The sequence below is a fragment of the Vibrio fujianensis genome, from assembly GCF_002749895.1.
In the GTDB taxonomy this organism is placed as follows: Bacteria; Pseudomonadota; Gammaproteobacteria; order Enterobacterales; family Vibrionaceae; genus Vibrio; species Vibrio fujianensis.
Genome location: NZ_NBUS01000054.1, coordinates 254,605 through 259,220, shown reverse-complemented (window position 1 = coordinate 259,220; position 4,616 = coordinate 254,605). Strand labels below are relative to the sequence as shown.

At 47.2% G+C, this 4,616-nt stretch carries 4 protein-coding genes; all 4 read right to left on the bottom strand.

The genetic code is table 11. The annotated features are described in order from the left end of the window. Window positions 1-3,205: type I restriction-modification system endonuclease (gene hsdR, locus B7C60_RS14285; protein WP_245869489.1), on the bottom strand; the 3,205-nt coding region annotated here is incomplete at its 3' end. Between the two features lie 20 nt (window positions 3,206-3,225). Next, window positions 3,226-3,378 (bottom strand): hypothetical protein, encoded by a 153-nt coding sequence (locus B7C60_RS17065; protein ID WP_157928709.1) that lies wholly within the window; start codon window positions 3,376-3,378, stop codon window positions 3,226-3,228. Window positions 3,379-3,523: 145 nt separating this feature from the next. Next, window positions 3,524-4,402, bottom strand: a complete 879-nt coding sequence (locus B7C60_RS14280) for a DUF7281 domain-containing protein (RefSeq protein WP_099612241.1) — start codon at window positions 4,400-4,402, stop codon at window positions 3,524-3,526. Beyond that, a partial coding sequence (locus tag B7C60_RS19475; protein WP_245869488.1) for a hypothetical protein occupies window positions 4,399-4,616 on the bottom strand: 218 nt, incomplete at its 5' end. The genes B7C60_RS14280 and B7C60_RS19475, both read right to left, overlap by 4 nt.

Below are 4,616 nucleotides of genomic sequence, written 5' to 3'. Positions count from 1 at the left end.
GTGTGGCATCGTTGTAGTTCTGCGCATCAAACCACTCTTGCAGTTCAATCAACCCCTTACGGGTTAAATCACGCGGACGATTAACAATGATCTCCAGTGCTTCTTGTTGGTTGACTGAGCGTTCGACCAGGCGGTCAAAGGCTTCAAGGAAATCATCCGCGTTATTATACTCGCCCCACGCTTGCTCTGTGACCAGCACCTGATCCGGCTGATCAGTGAAAATCGGCATCTCACGCAGAGTGTTGATCTCGTTTTTTAACTGCTCTAAGCGCCCCACTAAGGTGGGCACTTGATTGAAAATTTCCGCCGACCATTGCGGCCCTTTTTGTTTGAGAGTGTTACCCAAACTGACAAAATTACAACCGGCAGAATCGAGGCACAGCTCATCTAAGCGTTTCATTTGCGTACTGATCGGTTTCGATTTATCGCGATTATACTGCGCATGTCCAATCAGGCGTTGCAATTTCGCCACTAACTGCTCATGGCTATGTTCGGCAAAACTGCGACCATCCGCTTCAATCACTTGGTAGGTTTGCGAGTCGGTTATTTCGTTGACCAAGGTTTGCAAATCGACCTGCGGGCGCACCACCACAGGGCGCATAGTATCGACATTTTGCAGCGTGCTATAAAGATCCACCGCATCAAAAATGCGAAACGCAATTTTACCCACTTCAGGACACAGACGCGTTGCCCTGCCTTTCATCTGCTCATACAAAATCCGACTGCGCACTTTACGCATAAACACCAGATTACCAATACTCGGAATATCAATCCCTGTGGTGAGCAAATCGACCGTGACAACGATATTGGGTAAACGCTCTTTATTAAAACGCGTGATCATCGATTGCACTTTGCTGCTGTCTTTATCGGAATCACCGGTAATTTTGATGATGGCATCATGTTCTAGCTCTGGATACTTGGCTTTAAATGCGCTGCGTAGCTCGTCAACCACCGTATCAGCATGGGCATTATTAACACAAAAGACTAACGTCTTTTGTGGGCTGGTGGGGTCAATCGCGTATTTTTCATTATTGGCCAATTCTTGACAGACGACTTTATTGAAGTTGGAAGCAATCAGATTGCGGTTAAAGTCTGCTACCTCGAATCCTTGCTCATCTTCTAACGTGTCGTTGATCAACTCTCCTTGGTTGGATAAGCGTTGCACTTGAGCACCTTGCGACAAGTACACTCCTTCACTGCTCAGTTTGGTGATGATTTTGATCGGCGGCTCTTGGTCACATAAATAACCATCGATCACCGCTTTACGATAGCTGTAGCGATAAACGGGCGTTTTGTTGGGGCCACCAAAAATATCCACGGTGTGCAAGGCAGGGGTAGCGGTCAGTGCGATTTTTACCGCGTCGAAATGATCGATAATCCGGCGATAAGCGGAGATGTAGTCCAGCCCGTTGCGAAACTTCTCTTCCCCTTCGGTTTGTTCTTTATCGAGAATATAACCGCGGTGCGCTTCATCAACGATGATGCAATCATAACGGCCCACTGGCATCAGCTCGTCACTTTGCAAGGTGCGCTTAACCAAAGATTGCACCGTGGCAACGTGAATTTTGGTGCTGTCTTCAGGGAAACGGTCGGTTAAGCCTTTAATGTTAAAAATGGCATGAAAACTGTCTCCCTTGATGGTGGTATCTTCAAACGCGCCGAGTGCCTGCACACCTAGCGAGGTTCTATCGACCAAAAACAGTATGCGCTGAAAACGTTGCGATTGGATCAAACGATACATTAAAGCAATCGCGGTGCGCGTTTTTCCCGTACCAGTGGCCATCGCCAATAAGATGTCACGCTGGCCGTGCACGATGGCTTGTTCTACCGCTTGTACCGCTTCTTCTTGGTAGTAACGTAGCCCCAACTCGCTCATATCAGGATGATCACTAAACCAGCGGTTGTGCAGCTGCGTATCGCGGGCTAACTTGGCAAGCAGCTCTTCAGGACGATGCCATTCTGGTAGCGCGTTGGGCATATTGGTGGGGTGACGTACATCGCGAAACCAAATACCACTTTTGCTTTTTACCGCCGCACGATAGTCTCGCCCATTGGCTGAGAAGCAGAACGGCACTTTGAACATGGCACTGCCGGAAGAATCACTCCAGGTCGGCAAGTACAAGGGTAAGGCTTCGGCGACTTGGGCTAACGTGTGCTCGTCGTTAGCCGCTTGCTCTAACTCACGGCGCAGAAAGTCGGTATCAAAGGTTTTACTGTAGCGATACGCTTCGCTGAGTTTGGCCGCCACATCAATGTTGGCTTTTTTCGCTTCGACAATGCCAATCGGTTTTAAACCAGCAAATAATACGTAATCAGCAAAGCCCGTTTTACCGGTTTCATCTTGGCCGGTTGGCCATTCCGCAATCGCCATATTGCGCCCTTGTTGTGGGCGTACACCGCAAGCAAAGGTGAGGGTTTTACTGTCGGCATCCCAACCGGCTTTACGCAACTGCGCATCGATTAAATAGCGAGTTTCACTTTCGTTTAGCTCTAAGCTACGCGAGGCGGCTTGTTGGGTGATTTGCTGTTTATAAGCTTTGCGCTCCGCTTCGGTTTTCTGTGCCAGCTCGTGTTCTTTTTCTTTTAGCTTGGCCTGCAATGCGGCAATTCGCGCCGTACTTTGTTCTTGTGTCTCTTCCTGCTTACTTTCCAGTACCGAGATATAACCATTCAGCGCGGTCAGTTTCGCTTGTTGTGCGTCGAATCCAGCTTTGGTTTGCGTTTCCGTTTGACGTGCCAGCGCCAATTCTTGTTTGAGGAACAGTACTTCTTGCTCAAAGGCAGCATGGTTTACACCACTTGGCAGCTCAAACGGAGGGACGGAAAAATCGTATTGCTTAGTGACCAAACGGTAGTACCACACCGCTAAGCGAAATGCCAAGCGCAAGCACATTTCCGCATCTTGTAAGTCGTTATGGTACTCATGCACCGCTTGGTTGCCGATTTTACGCAGCTTGTGAAATACCGTCAGAATGCTGTCATCAACAAACGGAATTTTACCCAGTTCACGCAGCAATTCGTGTTGGTTCTCTTTCTCTTCAATATCGAGCAATTTAGCAAGATGTTTGGCGGTGGACTCGCCAAATATACGCAATTTGACCAAGGTGGTATTCGGGTCATCGGGATAGTTTTGTTCCGCCGCACGAGCAATGTTGAACAAAAAATCGTTCACCCCTTGTAAGAATTTGAAATTAGATTGTGACATACCTAGCCTTTCTTATTGTTCTATTCCATCATCGTGGTTTGTTCGCGCCATGCAGATAAAGCGACTCGGTAATGATGCAGCATCCCCATCGGGTTACTTTCTATCATTAACTTAGCAAAGATTGCCTTGGGTAGCGCTTTTTTAACCTGATGAATTAACAGGATATTTTTCATACAGCAATCTGATATCGAGTTTAACGCAGTTTATCGGCAATCTTGCTTATGTGCTAGGTTGCCGATCACGCTTGTGCGATTGCAGAAGGAAATTGAGCGGATTACTTGTTATCCGTTTGCTGTAGAAAAGTCTTTTTCTAACCAGTTAATCACTTAACCAAACCGCTTCCTGCTCCAAAGCTAAACCTTGTTTCTTCATTTCAGTCACCAGAGCTTGTAATTGAGGCGACTGCTCTAAAAGACGTTGGCTATTTCGCTCGAAAATAGCAAAGTCACGAAAGGTATCCACCCATAACCGATTTTGTCCATAGCGCGCTAATCTCGACTGCCAGTTTGGCATTAGCCAAAAAGTGGCTCTTTCTCCAAGCTGATCTTTCAATCGGCGGTAATTATTTAGCCCAACGCCATCATAGTCAGCAAAAAGATAAACCAGCGGAGACCTTTCAGGCAGAGATAACCAGCTGATTAATTTATTATCTAACTGCCCTCGATACCAAATAACGGTACAAGGCTCATTGTTTGGTAGCCAATCTAGTCGATCAAATAGGGCTTGATTCTCCACTAACCAAATAGCGTGATGACTGTGAAGATTGCGGTTTCTTTCTTGACCGATTTCCAGCGCCATTACGCCAAACGATTGTGTCGCTGTATGTAAATCTTGAGTGGGTACACCACAAATTTCCCAGTATGGATTGGCTGACGTTTTTGCTAAAACATAGCTAATATCGTGGGTCACTCTACCCTGTTTACTGCTTCGAGTGCTGGCGATATTCGCTGCTCTTGGCGGAATCGATAATGGTAAGTCCTGATGTGGTGACAATTGCTGTAGAGTCACAGTCACGACGGCTAGATCTTCAATGCGGTAGGCAACGCCTCTGCCGCTAGGCGTCATTCGCACGCTGTGAGTCTTTCGGCAAAACTCGTCGAGTTGTCGCCTCTGCGCAGTCGTCATTGTACTTGCTGCAATCGCGTCTGGATGTGCGTTAATGAGCCGTTTTAACGCAGCAATCAATGGCTGACTCATTGTGTTTTCTCCACTATTGGCTGAGTCAGGATACCGCTTTCGATGGGCGACAATAGCTGCCAGCTATTACGGCTAATGACGTTTTTACCATTTACTTGGTGAATCGGCACACAATAACGAGCGGTGGTTAACGGTGCTGGCGAGGCAAAAATTAACGCGAAACCAAATTGCTCGGCTATCTCAATTAAGTTGGCTTGGTTCTTGGTATCCAATG